13 protein-coding genes are annotated in these 17,122 nt (G+C 74.1%); 6 read left to right on the forward strand and 7 right to left on the reverse strand.

From position 1 onward, the window contains the following. Positions 1-379 precede the first annotated feature (379 nt). Together LO771_RS14410 and LO771_RS14415 are read left to right on the forward strand one after the other, a co-directional pair. Positions 380-2,299 carry a lamin tail domain-containing protein gene (locus LO771_RS14410; protein WP_230652310.1) on the forward strand — a complete coding sequence of 640 codons (1,920 nt, stop codon included), beginning with the start codon at positions 380-382 and terminating at the stop codon, positions 2,297-2,299. A gap of 738 nt (positions 2,300-3,037) precedes the next feature. Continuing rightward, positions 3,038-4,030, forward strand: a complete 993-nt coding sequence (locus tag LO771_RS14415; protein WP_230652312.1) for a phospholipase D-like domain-containing protein — start codon at positions 3,038-3,040, stop codon at positions 4,028-4,030. Positions 4,031-4,450: 420 nt separating this feature from the next. Here the strand turns inward: LO771_RS14415 and LO771_RS14420 are convergent, their stop codons facing one another. The 3 genes from LO771_RS14420 to LO771_RS14430 all read right to left on the reverse strand — a co-directional run bounded on the left by LO771_RS14420 (position 4,451) and on the right by LO771_RS14430 (position 7,048). Further along, positions 4,451-5,005 carry a dihydrofolate reductase family protein gene (locus LO771_RS14420; RefSeq protein ID WP_230652314.1) on the reverse strand — a complete coding sequence of 185 codons (555 nt, stop codon included), beginning with the start codon at positions 5,003-5,005 and terminating at the stop codon, positions 4,451-4,453. 114 nt (positions 5,006-5,119) lie between these two features. After that, a complete protein-coding gene (locus LO771_RS14425; protein ID WP_230652607.1) occupies positions 5,120-5,812 on the reverse strand; it encodes a helix-turn-helix domain-containing protein in 693 nt (230 codons plus the stop codon). A 603-nt stretch (positions 5,813-6,415) separates the two neighbouring features. Then, a complete protein-coding gene (locus tag LO771_RS14430) occupies positions 6,416-7,048 on the reverse strand; it encodes a TetR/AcrR family transcriptional regulator (RefSeq protein ID WP_230652316.1) in 633 nt (210 codons plus the stop codon). 123 nt (positions 7,049-7,171) lie between these two features. Here LO771_RS14430 and LO771_RS14435 point away from each other — a divergent pair, with 123 nt between their 5' ends. From LO771_RS14435 to LO771_RS14445, 3 genes are all read left to right on the forward strand, one after another. Continuing rightward, positions 7,172-7,843: a DUF998 domain-containing protein gene (locus tag LO771_RS14435; protein ID WP_230652318.1), complete on the forward strand. Its 672-nt coding sequence runs from the start codon at positions 7,172-7,174 to the stop codon at positions 7,841-7,843. Positions 7,844-7,940: 97 nt separating this feature from the next. Beyond that, positions 7,941-8,159: a DUF4287 domain-containing protein gene (locus LO771_RS14440; RefSeq protein ID WP_230652320.1), complete on the forward strand. Its 219-nt coding sequence runs from the start codon at positions 7,941-7,943 to the stop codon at positions 8,157-8,159. Positions 8,160-8,271: 112 nt separating this feature from the next. Further along, positions 8,272-9,138 (forward strand): GNAT family N-acetyltransferase, encoded by an 867-nt coding sequence (locus tag LO771_RS14445; protein ID WP_230652322.1) that lies wholly within the window; start codon positions 8,272-8,274, stop codon positions 9,136-9,138. 505 nt (positions 9,139-9,643) lie between these two features. On the opposite strand, the gene LO771_RS14450 is transcribed toward LO771_RS14445, so the two are convergent. Both LO771_RS14450 and LO771_RS14455 read right to left on the reverse strand, forming a co-directional pair. Further along, positions 9,644-11,407, reverse strand: coding sequence for a thiamine pyrophosphate-dependent enzyme (locus tag LO771_RS14450; RefSeq protein ID WP_230652324.1), 1,764 nt, complete (start codon positions 11,405-11,407; stop codon positions 9,644-9,646). A gap of 13 nt (positions 11,408-11,420) precedes the next feature. Next, positions 11,421-13,004, reverse strand: coding sequence for an FMN-binding glutamate synthase family protein (locus tag LO771_RS14455; RefSeq protein ID WP_230652326.1), 1,584 nt, complete (start codon positions 13,002-13,004; stop codon positions 11,421-11,423). Positions 13,005-13,166: 162 nt separating this feature from the next. On the opposite strand from LO771_RS14455, the gene LO771_RS14460 reads away from it, so the two are divergent. Continuing rightward, complete coding sequence (locus tag LO771_RS14460) at positions 13,167-13,601, forward strand: VOC family protein (protein WP_230652328.1); 435 nt, start codon at positions 13,167-13,169, stop codon at positions 13,599-13,601. A gap of 246 nt (positions 13,602-13,847) precedes the next feature. Here the strand turns inward: LO771_RS14460 and LO771_RS31045 are convergent, their stop codons facing one another. Together LO771_RS31045 and LO771_RS14475 are read right to left on the reverse strand one after the other, a co-directional pair. Then, positions 13,848-16,046, reverse strand: coding sequence for a glycoside hydrolase family 3 N-terminal domain-containing protein (locus tag LO771_RS31045; RefSeq protein ID WP_308188904.1), 2,199 nt, complete (start codon positions 16,044-16,046; stop codon positions 13,848-13,850). After that, a complete protein-coding gene (locus tag LO771_RS14475) occupies positions 16,043-17,122 on the reverse strand; it encodes an ROK family protein (protein ID WP_230652330.1) in 1,080 nt (359 codons plus the stop codon). The genes LO771_RS31045 and LO771_RS14475 overlap by 4 nt, the downstream gene beginning before the upstream one ends.

Raw genomic sequence — 17,122 nt, forward strand, 5'->3', positions numbered from 1 at the left:
ATCGGCACACGCTGCCGCTGGAGGTGAACGAGGGCCGGGCGGCCCTGCGGGTCGAGGGCGACGACCAGGACGTTGCGGCCGGCCGCGACGGGTACCCCGGCGACGTGGATCGTCGTCGGGGTCCTCCCGTCGCCGCCCTTCCGGTGCGTCACCGCGGCGGCACGAGGGCTCAGGTGGACGGTGCGGGCCGGGCCGGTGCTCCTGACCGTCCTCGGCTGAGCCGTGGCGGCGCGCGGCGGCGGTGGGCGTACGGCGTTCCGGTGGTCAGCAGGCGGCATTCAACCGCTGTACACGCCGTTTCAAGGTTGCGCCACCAGAGTTCGACCCCGTGCCTATCTCACACTCGCGTGCCGGCATCGCCTCCGTGTGCGCCTCGGCCTTGACGTTTTCAGGACTGGTCGTCACCGGGATGGTTGCGGCGCAGCCCGCGGCCGCCGCGGACCCGGCCGGCTACCAGAATGTTCGGATCAACGAGGTCACCTCGTCGAACAACGACACGGTGGAGCTGTACAACACCGGGTCGACCGCGGTGAGCATCAGCGGCTGGAGGATGTCCGACGACGGCTTCTCACCTCAGGCGTTCAGCCCGTCCGCCGGCACCATCCCGGCAGGCGGCTTCGTCACCTTCAACTCGCCCAAGGGGCTCGGCGACTCCGACAAGCTGGTGGTCTACACCTCCGACGGCACGGTGGTCGACCGTGTCGAGTGGGCCACCGGCCAGGCGAAGCCGGCCATGGCGCGGTGCGGCGGCGACGGCACCGGCGCATGGGTGACCACCACCGCGGCGACCACGTTCGGCGCCGCGAACGCCTCGGGCTGCCCGTCCTCGGTCCCGGCGGCGAGCCGGGTGCGGATCAACGAGGTCACCTCGGACGGCGCGGACACCGTGGAGCTGTACAACGGCGGGACGAGCACGGTCAGCATCGGGTCGTGGAAGTACGTCGACAACGACACCAGCCACTCCCCGGCCTCCATCTCGTCCTCCTCGCCGAGCACGACCAGCATCCCCGCGGGCGGCTACGCCACGTTCGGCTCCACCCTCGGTCTCGGTGACAACGACTCGCTCTTCCTCATCGACAGCAACGGCACCACCGTCGACTCGGTGACCTGGGCCGTCGGCGGCGCCAAGCCGTCGGACGAGCGCTGCGGCACCGGCAGCGGCTGGTTCCAGACCGCCACGACCGCCACCCTCGGCAGCGCCAACTCCTGCTCGGGCACCGGTGGCACCGGCGGCGGCACCGGGCATCTGCTGGGTGGCGGCGGCTCGCTCACCAGCGGCTGCACCCCCGAGGCGCCCACGGGCACGGGTTCCACCCCGGCGGGCACCTCGGCGTGGCCGGGCGGCCTGGACGTCACGATCGCCGACAACGTCTGCGCGTTCACCACGTCCACCGGCCCTGAAGGCCGTGACCTGAGCGGGCTGGCGTTCGACCCGGCGAACCCGTCGGTGCTGTGGGCCGCGAAGAACAAGAACTGGCTGTACAGGCTGGTCAAGAGCAACGGCAGGTGGATCCCGGACCCGTCGTGGAGCGCGACCGGCAAGCAGATCCGCTTCGCGGGCGGCACCGGCCAGCCGGACTCCGAGGGCCTGACGGTCGGCGGCAACGGCCACCTCTACGTGACCTCCGAGCGCGACAACACCGACAACACGGTCCCCAAGGACACGATCATGGAGTTCGACCCGGCCGCGGCCGGCTCGACCCTCACCCCGGTGCGCCAGTGGGACATGACCGCGCAGTTCCCGCAGCTCGACACCGGCAGCAAGGACGACGCCAACCTGGGCTTCGAGGGCGTCGGCTACGTGCCGGACAGCTGGCTGACAGCGAACGGCTGGGTCGACCCGCTGACCCACGCCGCGTACAACCCGGCGGACTACCCGCTGCACGGGTCGGGCCTGTTCTTCGCCGGTCTGGAGTGGGACGGCACGCTGCACGTCTACGGCCTGAACTCCGACGGCACGTTCACGACGTTCGGCACGGTCCCGACCGGCAAGGGCGCCGTGATGGACGTGACGTTCGACGCCGGAACGCAGCGCATCGTCGCGACCTGCGACAACACCTGCGGCGAGACGCACACCTTCATGAAGGTCGACGCCAACGGCACGATCGTTCCGGACGTGACCTACACGAACCCCGCCGTCATGCCGGTCGACAACCTGGAGGGCTTCGCGATCGCACCGGCCTCGACCTGCGTCAACGGCCTGCGCGAAGCGGTCTGGAGCGACGACGGCGTCTACGGCTTCGGCTCGGGGAGCTCCTCCTACGGACACGCGCTGTACAGCGGCACCCTCCCCTGCTGATCCGCCCGACCGCTGGACACCGCTCACGCAGGGGGCGGCCGCCGGGGCGAGGCGGAACGGGGACTGCCGGCGCCCCGGACGGAACGCCGCGACGAAGCTCCCGCCAGTCGGGGTCACGACCACCCCCTGACTGCCGGGAGCTTCGTCGCACTCGTCCCCGGCCTGCTCCCCGGCCGTCTCCGCCAGGTGCGCTCCCGCCTGCCGGCGGACAACCGTCCGCCGGCAGGCGGGGATACCGGGGAGGTGAGGGGGCCCGAAGCCCGCGCCGGAGTTGCGGCGCAGGGCGGACCCGCCGATGCGCAGGGGGCCGGGCGGTCCCTCCTGGCGGGGAGGACCGCTCCGCCGCGCTCTGCGGCCCGGTCGTCCTCCAGCACCGGGCCGGTGGTGCGTACGCTGCAGCGGTTCCCGTCGGTGTGCACGGCGCCACCGCTGCCGCCGCCGGGAGCCCCAGGGCGCGCGGGGATGGCGCTGTGCCCGACGGCCGCGTTGCGGGTCAGGGGCGAGGGCGCCGCAGGAGACCCCGACGCTGCCGGGCGCCCCAGCGCCACAGGAAGATTTTGCGATGTCATGGAAGCGCCTTGACTGCCTTACGACCTGCGCGTTGTCCTCTTTGTCCACGTGCAGGGCCAACCGGTCACGCCACGTTCACCGCACCGACCTTCCTCGGCGTTCTACGCGCGTGGTGTCATGTGCGCGCCCACTCACCCCCGTGGGAGTCCACCTGACCGGGAGTCACGCATGCCGTCGAAGGTCCTCAGCCGTGCCGGTGCCGTCCTGGCGGCCGGCGCCGCCGTCCTCACCACCGCCGCCCCCGCGAACGCGGCCACCTACTCCGCGTTCGCCTTCTCGCAGAGCGGCAGCCAGCCCACCATCTACGACTTCATCAACTCTGCCACCACCTCCCTCGACATGACCATGTACGAGCTGGAGGACACCACGGCGGTCAACGACCTGATAGCGCTCAAGAACAAGGGCGTCACCGTGCGGGTCGTCCTGGACCGTGCACACCAGAGCGCCAACAGCTCGGCGTACAACTCCCTGACGAGCGCGGGCGTGGGAGTGGTGTGGTCGCCCTCGGCCTTCGTCTACACCCACCAGAAAACCATCACGGTGGACGCCGTCAAGTCGCTGATCCTCACCGGCAACCTCACCGCCCAGTACTACACGACCAGCCGTGACTACGGCGTCTTCGACGACGACAGCCGTGACGTCGCGTCGATCGAGAAGGTCTTCAACGCCGACTACACCGGCACCTCGATCACGCCGACCGACGGCGACCACCTGCTCTGGTCCCCCACCGACTCCCGCAACCGCCTGCTGTCCCTGGTCGACGGCGCCACCGCGAAGCTCGACGTCGAGGAGCTGGAGCTCGGCGACAGCACGGTGGTCAACGCCATCGTGGCGCGGGCGAAGGCCGGGGTGAAGGTGCGGGTGGTCCTCGAGACGCCGTCGAACTACTCCAGCCAGGTGTCCGCGATCAAGGCGGCGGGCGGCACCGTCGTCGGGTACTCCGACCCCAACGGCTTCTACATCCACGCCAAGGCGATGGTCGCCGACTACGGTCTCAGCACCCAGAAGGTGGAGGCCGGCTCCATGAACATCAGCAGCAACTCGCTGGACAACAACCGGGAGCTGGGCCTTGTCCTCACGGGGACCGGAGTGGCCGAGGCCGTGGCCAGCACCGTCGAGACCACCTTCAACAGCGACTACGCAGGCGGCACTCCCGCCTGAACCCCGGCCGGCAGCCCCGAACCGGAGACCGGCGCCGCACGTGCCGGACCACCGGGCGCTCCCCCGGTCGCACGACCACGGACGGCCTGCGGACAGGCGGTCCTCGACGGTGGTCCCGAGGGCGTCGAGGGCCGCCCTCCACCGGTCCGTCAGCCGCCCGGGACGTACCACCGCCCGGGGAGTGCCGCCGCCCGGGACGTGACCGGTACAGGGACGTGACCAGTACAGGGACGTGGTCGGCGCCGGGGAGCACCCGGCGCCGGCCGCCCGGCGGGCGGCACGCTCCGCTGTCCGCGTGCCGCCCGCCCTCCCCCGTGTCCGCCGTGCGGCGGCCGGTGTCGCCGGCGTCCCCCGCCGAGGCCGTCCGGTTCCCGCGCAGGCGAGGCACCGGCGCCGGAGCACCGGCTGGTCCGTACCGGCTCAGCGCACCGGGCGGTAGGTCGCGATGACCACCCCGCTGCTGGTCGGCCGGGCGCTCACCAGCTCCAGCCTCTTCAGCGCGGCGTCGTCGGCGAACAGCTTCCTGCGGCCCCCGCCGGCCACCACCGGGTGGATCAGCAGCACCAGCTCGTCCAGCAGGTCCAGCTCCAGCAGCGAACGCACCAGCGTCGGGCTGCCCGCGACCGTGATGTCCTTGCCCTCGCCGGCCCTGAGCTCGTCGACCGCGGCCGCCAGGTCGCCCTTGACCAGCGTGCTGTTCTCCCAGTCATCGACGCTGTCCAGCGTCGAGGAGACCACGTACTTGGGCGACTCGTTGATCCACTTGGCGAAACCGGCGTCCTCGCCGCTGGTCACGGTCGGCCAGTACCCGGCCCACTCGGTGAACGTCACCCGGCCCAGCAGGATCGTGTCGGCCGTCTCCAGCGTGTCGTTCAGCGCGGCGCCCATCTCCTCGTCGAACGCGAACTGCCATTCGTTGGGCGCCTGGACGACACCGTCGAGCGAGACGAACAGACCCGAGACGACCCTGCGCATGATTCCTCCATGATGAGTGCGGAAGCCCTGCCCTGGCGCCGGTCCTGACGGTGCTCCGGCCTCGACGGGCCGGCCCCGCCGGCCGTGCCACGCATGTTAGGCAGGCGCCGGGGGTCAGGTCTTGTACAGAAGCGACAGCGGCTCCGCCGCGTCCGGCGCGCCCAGCTGGGTGGCGGTCCGCCCCACGTACCGCTTCAGGGACCGCGCCAGGTGCGGCTGGTCGAAGTACCCCAGCCGGTGCACGACCTCCTGGGCCGCCGCCCCCTCCTGGAGCAGCACCGCCGCCCGGCGGGCGCGGTGGATCTGCCGGACGGCGCCCCGGGTCAGGCCGGTCGCCGCGACGAAGCGCCGCTGCAGGGTGCGGTCGGACACGTCCGGGCGGGCGCCGTCGAGCACGGCGGGCACGAGCGGGTCCAGGTCCACGACGCCCTCCCGGACCATCCGCCGCACGAACGCCTCGGCGTTGCCGTAGTCGGGAACGTGCCAGGCCGACCCCTTCAGCCACAGCGAACGCCGTGTCACGTCGGGGATCGCCGCGTTGCTGCCCACCAGCCGGCTGACCGGGATGTGCGGCATCGACGTGCCCAGCGCGAAGCTGATCCCGAAGAAGGCGGCGTCCTCGGGGACCGGGGCAGGGGACGCCTTCGCCTCCGGGCCGAGCACGGCCGCCTGCACCCGGCCGCGGTGCTCCCAGAACACCAGCTCCCAGTGGGGCGTCGCGACGGACATCATCCGGCCGACGTCGTCGCTGCGGCTACGCCACACCCGCTCGATGTACGGCAGCTCCGACGGCCGGCTCTCGATCACCAGACCCAACCCGGTTCCCCTCCCCTGGCCGCACGTCCCCCTCCGGGTCCGGTCCCGGAGGGGGACGTGCGGGACGTGCGGCTGCTGCCGATCCTGCACCAGGCGTCGGACATCCTCCGGGCGCGCCGGGCGAGGTCGGCCAGGGCGATCATGACGGCGTGCCCGGGGCGCCGGGTGGTGCAGCGGGGCTCCTCGACGACGGCGGCGGCGACGGCCTGCGGCCGGGTGCGTCGAAGGCGTCGACCGCTGTGCGGGCGCACTCCCGGGGCAGACCGGAGGCGGCGGCGTGCGGCACCCGCGGGGCGGAGGCGGAGGAACGCCCGACGCGCCGGCCGCTCCGCACCCGCGCGCTCGCACGGGCCGGCCCGAGCCGCTCCCGCAACGGGCTCCGGAACGGGCCGGTGGCGCAGGTGCTCGTGGTGACCTCCTCGGTGCGGCGTGCAGATCCGTCCGGAGGAGGGACGGCGCCCGCCTGCGCCGCCGGAGGCGGTCGGCGTCCGCCCGGAGCGGGTGCGCCCACGCGCCCGGGCAGCAGCGGCCCGCCCGCGGCTGCGGCCGCGGGAGGCGGCCGCAGCCGCGGGCGGGCCGGTCCGGCGTCCGGGGTCAGCGGTAGGCGGCGAGGAACGCCCGCACGCCGGCGTCGGCACAGCGGTCGAGCTCGGACCGGGTGTGCTGCGGTCCTCCGTGGAACATCGCCCTGTTCACCGGGATCCACAGCAGCAGGCCGGAGAAGTGGTGGGCGGCCAGGAGCGCGTCGTCGACCCGGAGCAGCCCCTGGTCGGCCAGGCGCCGGAAGGTGTCGGCCAGGGTGGCCAGGACGCGCTCGAAGCCCCGTTCGTACCAGGAGGCGCCCAGGTCCGGGAAGGCGTCGGCGTTGGCGATGACGAGGCGCCGCAGTCGGAGCACCCGGGGCTCGGTGAGGGCGGTCAGGAACTGGCGGGCCAGTCGGACCAGGTTCTCCTCCAGTGCGTCGGCGTCGGCGGGGATGTCGGCCACCAGGTCGACCATGCCCTCGACCCCGTCGGTGGTGGCCAGGATGATCGCGGCGAACAGCTTCTCCTTGTCGGCGAAGTGCTTGTACACCGTCTGCTTGGACACGGCGGCCAGCCTGGCGATGTCGTCCATGCTCGTGCCGGCGTAGCCGTTGGCCAGGAACGCCGCCGTCGCGGCCTCCATGATCGCCTGGTGTTTGCGTGCGGACCGGCCGCCGGGTTCGTTCGGTTCCATCGCTTCCATGTCCCCTCCTCGACGCTCCTACAGTACTGGACAGTCCAGTTCTCTTCTGAGTACTGTACCGTCCAGTTCCCCGGTACTGGACAGTCCAGTTCTGGGATTCGACCTCGACACAGGGGGATCCTCATGACCCAGGTGGTCGGCACGCCGCTCACGAGCCGCTCCGTCCCGACTCCGCTCTCCACCCGCGCCCTGCTGGCCGGGGGCGCCCTGGCGGGCCCGTTGTTCCTGGGGGTGGGAGTCGTCGAAGGACTCACCCGCGACGGCTTCGACTTCACCAGGAACGCCATCAGCCAGCTCAGCCTCGGCCCCTGGGGCTGGATCCAGGTGGCGGGCTTCCTGGTCACCGGCGTGCTGGTCACGGCCGGGGCGGTGGGGGTGCGACGGGCGATCGGCCGCACCCCCGGCGGCACCTGGGCACCGCGGCTGATCGGCGTCTTCGGCGCGTCGTTCCTGCTGGCCGGGGTGTTCACCGCCGACCCGGGCGGGGGCTTCCCGCCCGGCACGCCGGACGGCCCGGCCACGATGAGCACCCACGGCGCGGTCCACATGTTCGGCGGCATGGCGGGCTACCTCGCCCTGTGCGCCGCACTCCTCGTCCTGGCCCGGCACTTCGCCGCCCGCGGCCGACGCGGCTGGGCACTGGCCTGCCGGCTCGTGCCGGTCGGGGTCCTCGCCGGTTTCGCCGGCTCCGGTGCCACCGTGGCGGCCTTCACCGCCGGAGCGGGCCTCGGCCTGCTCACGCTCACCGCGGTCGTCGTCCGGCTCGCCGACCGCGCACCGGCCTCACCGCGGTAGCGGACCCGGCTCCCGCCCCGCACGCCGGCACGCCGGCACGCCGCCCGGAACCATCCCGCCCCGGACCACCCCACCCAGACGGACAGGACGCAGCGACATGACCTCACCGGTGAAGGGCCCCGCCAGCTACTTCCCCTCGATCGAGAAGACGTACGGCCGCCCGGTCGAGGAGTGGAAGGACCTGATCCGCACCTCTCCCCTGACCGGACACATGGAGCTGGTCACCTGGCTCAAGACCGAGCACGGACTCGGCCACGGGCACGCCAACGCCCTGGTCGCCCACACCCTCGCCGAACGCGGCAAGGGCCGGCCCTGACGCGGGTCACGGGCGACCGGACGCGCCGTCGGCACGCCGCCACCATCACCCTGCCGGACCGAAGCCGGTTAAGCGGTTGCACGCCACCGAGGCGGGGTGTGGGATCCCGGCCATGACGATTGTGCTGAACGGGCCGACGGCCGACGGAGTGCGCGAGGCCATGGCGGCGCTGCGGGAGTGGCAGCACGACGAGGCGCCGATGCAGCTGCACCCCGGGGACATCGGCTGGAACCACCGGTTCGGAACGGCCGAGACGGCCGCGGTGGTCCGGACCTGGAGCCGGGACGGACGGATCCTCGCCGTCGGGATGCTGGACTCGCCGACGCTGGTGCGGATGACGGTCGCTCCCGACGCCTTCCACGACGAGAGCTTGGCGTGGCGGCTCGTCGAGGACTTCTCGCTGCCTGAGCGCGGCGTGCTGCCGGGGGGAGCGGTGTCCGTCGAGGCGCCGCGGGGCCTGCTGCTCCACGACCTGCTGACCGAGGAGGGCTGGGGCCTCGGCGAGCCGTGGACGCCGCTCTTCCGCGACCTCGCCGAGACGGTGGAGGACCCCGGCGTGCGGATCGAGGAGATCGGCCTGGAGCAGGCACAGGACTTCGCCGACGTCCTGCGGTCCGCGTTCAACACCACGAGACCCACGCGCGCGTACCGGTACGGGATGTCCGCGGCACCGTTCCACGCCGACGCCCGCTGCCTGGGCGCCTACGACGACCGGGGCAACCCCGCGGCGGTGGTGACGGTCTGGTCGGCCGGCCCGGGGAAGCCGGGACTGGTCGAGCCGATGGGCGTCCACGAGGACCACCGCGGCCGCGGCTACGGCCGGGCGATCACCGTCGCCGGGGCGGCCGCACTGCGGGAGATGGGCTCGTCGAGCGTGCGCGTGTGCACACCGAGCTCCAACACCGGCGGCGTCGCCACGTACAAGGCGGCCGGGTTCGGGGCGAGACCGGAGATCGCCGACCGGATCCGGACGGTCTGACCCCGGGGTCCCCGGACCTCCTCGACCTGCGGCAGCACCTCGTACGGCGGCGGTACGAGGTGCTGCCGCGCACGGCCGCCGTACGAGGCTCTCTGCTCACGGCTCGGGAGGACATTTCCTGCTCCGGCTCCGAGGACGTCCGGAGGAAGGGACCATGGGCGGCCGGACGGCCCATGAGCTTCCGGTACCGCCCGCTGCACGCGATGGCGGCCCCTTCACCCCGGCGGCGTTCCGGGTCTCCGGATCAGCGGGCCGCATCCCGTACCGGCCGTCCGCGAGCTGCTGCCCGGCGCGTACCGCTCCCTCACCGTCCCGGCGAGTACCGCTCCCTCACCGCCGCCCCCGCTTCATGTTCCTCGCCCTGCACGCCGACCGAGGCGGGCCGGCCTCCGGGGGCGGCGCGCCGGCCCTCCCGGCCGTGTCGGCGGACATGCGGCCCGGGGGCCGGGACCGGGTCGGGCCGGGAGGGACCCGGCGGGAGGCCGTGCGGGCGGCGGGCCCGGGATCAGTGGCGGCCGGTGTCGCCGTGGCTGCGCACGACCTCCTTCACCTTGGCCACCGCGAAGCCCCAGCCCTGCTCGACGGTCGGCTTGGCCGGGACGGCGATCTCGTCCGGGTTGGTGAGGACGTCCAGCAGGACCGGCCCGGGGGTGGCGAAGGCGCGGCGCACGGACTCCTCCAGCTCGGCCGGGTCCGTCACGCGGATGCCGGTGATGCCCAGGGCGGTGGCGACGGCGGCGAAGTCGGGGTTGTCCAGCACGGTGCCGAACTCCGGCAGGCCGGCCTGTTCCTGTTCCAGCTTCACCATGCCCAGGCGGCGGTTGTCGAAGACGACGAGTTTGACGGGGAGCCGCTGGGTCCTCAGCGTCATGAGGTCGCCGAGGAGCATGCTCAGCCCGCCGTCGCCGCAGAAGGCCACGACCTGGCGCTGCCGGTCGAGGCACTGGGCGCCGAGCGCCTGCGGCATCGCGTTGGCCATGGAGCCGAGGTTGTACGAGCCGAGGAGCCGCCGGTCGCCGCGCATCTCGACGAACCGGGAGAGCCACACCGTGGCCATGCCGGTGTCGGAGGTGAAGACGGCGTCGTCGTCGGCGAGGCGGTCCACCACGGCGGCCAGCGCCTCCGGGCGGATGTCGTGGTCGCGGTTGTCCAGCGCGGAGCGGACCCGTCCGACCAGGCCCCTGTCATGGGCCGGGTCGGCGAGCCGGGCCTGGCCCGCGCGCCACTCCGCGAAGCGCTTGCGCGCCTCCTCCAGGTGCGAGCGGTCGCGTGCCCCCTCCGTCCCGGGAGGGGCCGCGGCCAGGTGGCCGAGCAGGTCCCGCACGGTGGCGCCCGTGTCGCCGACGAGGCCGACCTCAACCGGCACCCGGCGTCCGATGTGGGCCGCCTCGGTGTCCACCTGGATGACGGTCCGGCCCTCCGGGTACCAGTCCCGGTAGGGGAAGTCGGTGCCCAGCAGCAGGAGCGTGTCCGCGTCCTGGAGGGCGGAGGCCGCCGCGGGGTTGCCGATCAGGCCGGTCTGGCCGACCTGGAAGGGGTTGGCCCCGCCCTCGAAGCCCTCCTTGGCCTTCAGGGTGAGCACCATCGGCGCGGCCAGGCGGTCGGCCAGGGCCACGACGTCCTCGCGTGCGGCACGGGCGCCCCGTCCCACGAGCAGCGTGACCCGCTCGGCGCGGTCGAGCAGTTCCGCGGCGCGGCGCACGGCGGACTCCTCCGGGCGGCTCACAGGGGCGCTCAGGGAGAAGCGGGCGGGCCGGTCGGCGGTCAGTTCGCGGTCGCCGAGGTCGCCCGGCACGGTGAGGACGGCGACGCCCTTGCGGCCCAGCGCGTTGCGCACGGCCGCCTCCAGCATCTGCGGGAGCTGGTCGGGGGAGGTGATCGTCGCGCGGAAGACGGCCACGTCGCTGAAGAGCGCGTCGTTGTCGACCTCCTGGAAGTAGTCGCTGCCGAGTTCGGCGAGCGGCACCTGGCCGGCGATCGCCAGGACCGGCGTGCGGCTCTTGGCCGCGTCGTACAGGCCGTTGAGCAGGTGGACGGAGCCGGGTCCGACGGTGCCCATGCACACGCCGAGGGTGCCGCCGAGCTGCGACTGGGCGCCCGCGGCGAACGCGGCCGCCTCCTCGTGGCGGCAGCCCACCCACTCGATGCCGTCGGTGGTGCGGATGGCGTCGGTCAGCGGGTTGAGCGCGTCGCCGACCACGCCGAAGACCTGGCGCACGCCAAGTTCGCTCAGCGCGTCCACGATGACGCGGGCAACGGTTCGTGCCACGGGATCCTCCAGATCACACGGTGAAGCGGTCGGGGTCGGCGGCGTGCCAGTCGGCCGCCCAGGACTCGGGCGGCTCGGCGAGCAGCTGCCCGGGGGCCAGCCAGGTGTAGAGCTCCTCGTAGGAGCGTTCGGTGGACGGGTCGATGCGCCGGTGGAGCATGCGGGGGCGCAGCTGGGAGGGGTCGGTGACCCCCATGGACGCCATGATCTGCAGGGCGCTGGCCACGGTCGCCTCCTGGAGGCGCCGGACGCGCTCCGTCTTGTCGCCGACGTCGAGGGCGCGGGCGCGCCGGGGGTCCTGGGTGGTGACGCCGGTGGGGCAGGTGTTCGTGTGGCACCGCTGGGCCTGGATACAGCCGACGGCGAACATCATCGCCCGTGCGGCGTTGGCGTAGTCGGCGCCCTGCACCAGGCGTTTGACCAGGTCGGCGCCGGTGGCGACCTTGCCGCTCGCCCCGATCCTGACGCGGTCGCGCAGGCCCGCGCCGACGAGGGCGTTGTGCACGGTGAGCAGCCCCTCGGTGAGCGGGGTGCCGACGTGGTCGGCGAACTCCAGCGGGGCGGCGCCGGTGCCGCCCTCGGCTCCGTCGACGATGACGAAGTCCGGGGCCGTGCCCTCCTCCAGCATCGCCTTGCAGACGGCGAGGAACTGCCGGCGGGAGCCGGGGCAGAGTTTGAAGCCGGTCGGCTTGCCGCCGGACAGCTCCCGCATCCTGGCGATGAAGCGGACGAGTTCGCGCGGGGTGGAGAACACCCGGTGGTAGGGGGGCGAGACGACCGTCCGGCCCTCGGGGACGTCCCGGACCCGCGCGATCTCGGCGTTGACCTTCGCCCCGGGCAGGACCCCGCCGATACCGGGCTTGGCGCCCTGGGAGAGTTTGAGGGAGACGCACTTGACGTGGTCGTGGGCGGCCTTGTCGGCGAACTCGGCGGGGTCGAAGTCGCCGTCCCGGGTCCGGCAGCCGAAGTAGCCGGTGCCGATCTCCCAGACGAGGTCGCCGCCCGGCCGCAGGTGGTACTCCGACAGGCCGCCCTCACCGGTGTCGTGGGCGAAGCCCCCGGCTGCGGCGCCCCCGTTGAGGGCGAGGATCGCGTTGGACGACAGGGAGCCGAAGCTCATGGCCGACACGTTCAGCAGCGCCATGTCGTACGGGCGGCTGCAGTCGGGTCCGCCGATCCGCACCCTCGGCGGCGTCCGCGGCACCGGCCGGGGCGCCATCGACGGGATCAGGAACTCGTAGCCGGGTTCGTTGACGTCCCGTTCGGTGCCGTACGGCTGCTCGGCGTCGGTGCCCTTCGCCCGCTCGTAGACGATGCTGCGCACGTCCCGGTCGAAGGGGCGGCCGTCGAAGTTCCGCTCGACGAAGTACTGCTGGATCTCGGGACGGATCCGCTCCAGGAGGAAGCGGGCATGCCCGATGACGGGGTAGTTGCGCAGCACCGCATGCCGGCGCTGCACCAGGTCCCGCACACCCAGCAGGCCCAGCAGGGCCAGCGGGACGGCGGCGAACCACCACCACGGGGAGATCCACCAGGCGGCGGCGGCCGCGGCGAGGGCTGCGGCCAGGGTGAGGACGACCGATCCGATGCGTATCACCCCCCGCTCGTATCCCGGTGACGGGCCTCCATGTCCTGCGGTGTCGTCAAGAGACCTTCAAGAATCCGCGCAGGCCCGTGGGTGGGAACGGAGAGGGAAGGGCCGGGGGTCCGGGGACGGGTATTCGGGGACAGCGGAGGACTCCGGTCCTACGATGGGCCGATGGCGCCGATCAGACAGGTCCAGATCACCTTCGACTGCGCGGAACCCGAGCGCGTCGCCCGCTTCTGGTGCGAGGTGCTGGGGTACGCCGTCCCGCCGCCACCGGCGGGGTTCGCCTCGTGGGACGACTTCGACCGCTCGCTGCCGCCCGAGCGCCAGGGGTCGGCGTTCGCCTGCAGCGACCCCTCGGGCGCGGGCCCGCGCCTGTTCTTCCAGCGCGTTCCCGAAGGCAAGGTCGTCAAGAACCGGCTGCACCTCGACGTGAGGGTCGGCACCGGGCTCGTGGGCGAGGAGCGCGTCGCCGCACTCGAGGCCGAGTGCACGCGGCTGGTCGCGCTCGGCGCGGTGCGCGTGCGGCTCCTGCGCGCCGACGGCTATAACGAGTCGTGCCTCGTGATGCAGGACGTCGAGGGCAACGAGTTCTGTCTCGACTGAGCGGCCGCGGGCACGGCGGCTGCGCGAGCCGGCCGGTGCCGTCCGCCGTCACGCGGGTCACCGTCCTGCGGTGGGCCGGCGGTCCCGTTCCGGAACCGGCGCCGGTCGCCGTGCCGGTGCTCCTCCACTCCCCGTCCGCCGCCCGTCCCTGCCGGTCGGCAGGGACGGGCAGGACCGGACGGAGAGGTCGGGGAGCACGCGGGGCGCCGACGACGGCGCACCCGGTCGCACCGGCCGCCCGCGGGCTCACCCGCCGCCGAGGCGGAGCCGGACCGCCGCGGCCTGCGGATCCCCGCAGTACGCCGCGGCCTCGACGCGGTACAGGCCGGAGGGGGCCGTCCAGGCGCGGGCGGCGGGGTCGCGCCGGGCGAGGGGGCGCAGCGAGGCGGCGATCCGGACCCGTCGGGACTGGCCTGCCTCCAGGTCCACCCGGGCGAACCCGAGCAGGGCGCGGACGGCGTCGTCGGCGGTGCCGTCCTCCCGGGCCCCGTAGACCTGCACGACGTGGCTGCCGGCCCGGTCGCCGGTGTTGGTGACGAGGACGGAGACGGTGAGCCCGTCGGGGCCGCCCTCCTCGGCCTGCGGCCGCGCCAGCGCGAAGGAGGTGTAGGAGAGTCCGGAGCCGAGCGGGTGGGCGGGCCGCAGGCCGCGCCGGTCGAGCAGGCGCTGCCCGTGCCACGGGCCGTAGCGGACCGTGGCGGCGTCGCGGTCGAAGGCGGGCAGGTGGTCGGCGCTCACGGGCACCGCGAAGGGCAGCCGTCCGGAGGCGTCGCACCGGCCGAGCAGGACGTCCGCGAGGGCGTTGCCGCCCTCCATGCCGGCGTACCAGAGCACGAGGACGGCCGGGACGCGGTGCCGCCAGCGCTCCGTCAGGACGGCGCCGGCGGCGACGACGCCGACGACCGTGCGGGGGTTGGCGGCGGCGACCGCGAGGACGAGGGCCTCGTCCTCGGGCCGCAGGGTGAGCAGGGCCCGGTCGCCGCCCGTGGTGAAGCCGCCCACGAGGGAGGCGTCGGGGTCCGGGGCCCCGCCGTCGTCCCCTCCGGCCCCGGGGCGCGGCCCGGGGGGCAGGAGACGGGAGAGCTCGGGGTCGGTGAACAGCGCGCTGCTGACGTACTCCCCTTCGTCCTCGGCGGTGTAGCCGGCGACGACGAGCACGGCGTCGGCGTCCGCGGCCAGGCGCGCGGCGGCATGGAGGTCCTCGCCGGGGTCGTGCACGACCCGGGTGTCCGGCAGGGCCGCGCGCAGACCCGCGAGGAAGGTGACGACCTGCGGTGCCCGCACGTCGGAGGAACCGTGGTCGCCGGTGTTGGGGAGGTCGGCGAGACGTCCGACCACGGCGAGTCTGCGCAGCCGCGCCGGGTCGAGCGGCAGGACGGGGGCGCCCTCCACGGGCTCGTTCCGCAGCAGCACCATCGACCGGGCCGCCACGGTGCGGGCGAGGGCCCGGTGCTCGGCGCAGGCGACGACGGAGGGGTCGGGCGGCGGGGTGCCGTGCAGGCGGGCGGCGAAGCGCAGTTGGGTGGCGAGGACGCGCAGGGCGGAGCGGTCGACGTCCTCCCACCGGGCCCGGCCGGACTCCAGGTCGGCGGGCAGGTGGCGGGCGCGCTGCTGGCGGAAGGGCATCTCCACGTCCAGGCCGGCCGCGAGGGAGGCGGCGGCGTCCCGGAACCCGAAGACGAAGTCGGAGACGGTGACCCCCTCGAAGCCCCATTCCTCGCGCAGGACGCCGGTGAGCAGGTCCGGGTTCTGCCCGCACCACGCGCCGTTGACGGAGTTGTAGGCGCTCATGACGCCCGCGGCACCCGCCTCGACGACCGTGCGGAAGTGCGGCAGGTACACCTCGTGCAGGGTCCGTTCGTCGACCCGGACGTCGACGGTGAAGCGGGCGTTCTCCATGCTGTTGAGGGCGAAGTGCTTGACGCACGCCATGACGTGCCGCTGGACGCCGCGGACGGCGGCGGCGCCCAGGGCGCCGAGCAGGACGGGGTCCTCGGCGTAGGTCTCCTGGGCCCGTCCCCAGGCCGGGTGGCGGGGCAGGTTGACGCAGATCCCGGCGAAGAAGTTGCCGCCCTGGGCGCGGACCTCCCTCCCGATCGCGTCGCCCACCCGCTCCTCCAGTTCCACGTCCCAGGCCGCCCCCCGGGCCATGGGGACGGGGAAGGCGGTCGAGGAGCCCATGACCACGCCGCGCGGGCCGTCGCTGAAGCGCAGTCCGGGGATGCCGAGGCGGTCGTTCGCCCCCGCCACGTAGGGGGTGCGGTTGTACCCGGTGGCCGACATCGCCGTCTGGCCGGGCCAGAAGTCCTCGTCGCCGTCGAGGAGGTCGAGCCGCTCCTGCGGCGTGAGCCGGTCGAGCAGTCGCTGCGCGGCCTTCTCCGCCGGGAGGCCGGCCCGGACCTCCGCGGCGGCCTCGTCGAACGCGTCGGCCGGGGATCCGGTCACGGTCCCTCCTCGGGGTCAAGGGGTTCGGGGTGGGGCGGTTCGGGGTGGGGCGGTTCAGGGGCAGGGGGGTGCGCTCCGCCCGGGAGCGCGCTCGGTGCGGGTGGGGTGCCGGCCGCGGGGCGGCGGGCGACTGCGGCGGAGCGGCGCAGGGCCCAGTCCGCCGCACCGGTCAGGGCCGAGGTGTCCGGCCGCGCGGCCGGCCTCGGCTCCGGCGGGTGGGGGCAGACGGCTCCGAGGCCGCGGGCGAGGGCGGGACCGACCAGGTCCCACGAGCCCGCGATCGAACCGCCGACGACCACGGCGGCCGCCCCGAACCTGTCGCACCAGGGTCCCAGGGCGCGCCCGAGGTCCTCGCAGCCGGAGACGACGGCCCGCACCGCGTGGCGGTCGCCGCGGCGGGCACGCCCGGCGATCTCCCGGACGTCCGGGAGCGGGCCCTCCGCGGGCAGGGCGTCCGGGGTCCCGGGCGCGGCCGGGCGGACCAGGGCCGCGTAGCGCAGCCGGATCGCCCGGCGGGAGACCGACTCCTCCAGCGGCCTGCCGTGGAGGGTGAGGCGGCAGGCCTCGCCGCCCGGCGGCACGTCGGGTCCCTCGCGCACGGGGACGCCGTCGTCCAGGAAGCAGGAGCCGACACCGGTGCCCAGGGTGAGGACCAGGACCCGCCGGAGCCCGGCGGCGGCCCCGGAGCGGTGCTCACCGACGGCGAAGGCGTCCGCGTCGTTGAGAAAGTGCAGGTCGAGGGCGCGGTCCGCGAGGCGGCGGCGCAGTCCGGCACCGACGTCGACGCCGTGCAGGGCCTCGAACTTGCCCGTGCCGCGGTACCGGCCCACACCGGCGGCGTAGTCGAACGGGCCGGGCAGGGCGACGCCCCAGACGCGGCCGTGGCCGGGGCCGAGGGTCAGGGCCGCGTCGGCGAGGGCGTCGAGGACCGCCGCCGCCGGGGCGTCGGAGCGCAGGGGGAGGCGGACGGGCGGGCCGCCGGCCGGTTCACCCGTGCGGACGTCGACCACGGCGGCGCTGACGTGCGTGCCACCGACGTCGAGGACCGGCACGAGGTCCGCCGCCGTACGGTTCAC

Origin of the sequence: Streptacidiphilus sp. ASG 303 (assembly GCF_020991365.1) — a bacterium.
Taxonomy (GTDB): domain Bacteria; phylum Actinomycetota; class Actinomycetes; order Streptomycetales; family Streptomycetaceae; genus Peterkaempfera.